The sequence below is a fragment of the Nocardia abscessus genome (genome assembly GCF_015477775.1).
In the GTDB taxonomy this organism is placed as follows: domain Bacteria; phylum Actinomycetota; class Actinomycetes; order Mycobacteriales; family Mycobacteriaceae; genus Nocardia; species Nocardia abscessus_A.
Genome location: NZ_JADLQO010000086.1, coordinates 1 through 255 on the forward strand (window position 1 = coordinate 1; position 255 = coordinate 255).

Consider the following 255-nt stretch of genomic DNA (forward strand, 5'->3'; position numbering starts at 1 on the left):
AGGAGGAGCCGGAGCCGTTGGTGGATCCGGCGTTGGTGGCGGGTGTGCTGCCGATGGCGGGGATGATGGCGATGGGGATGTTGCCGATGATCGCCTCGGCGTTGGCGGGGTTGGGTGGTGGTGGCGGTAACGGTGGGGGTTCGGCGCCGGTGGCGGCGGGCGCCGGTAGCGATGGTGCGGCGGGGATGTCGCCGGAGGCGGCGCGGGCGATGGATGTGTTGAAGCAGTTGGAGGGGGTGTACGGGGAGGGGGAGC

1 pseudogene is annotated in these 255 nt (G+C 71.4%); it reads right to left on the bottom strand.

The annotated features are described in order from the left end of the window. Window positions 1–255: pseudogene (locus IU450_RS41555) on the bottom strand (hypothetical protein); the annotation flags it as partial.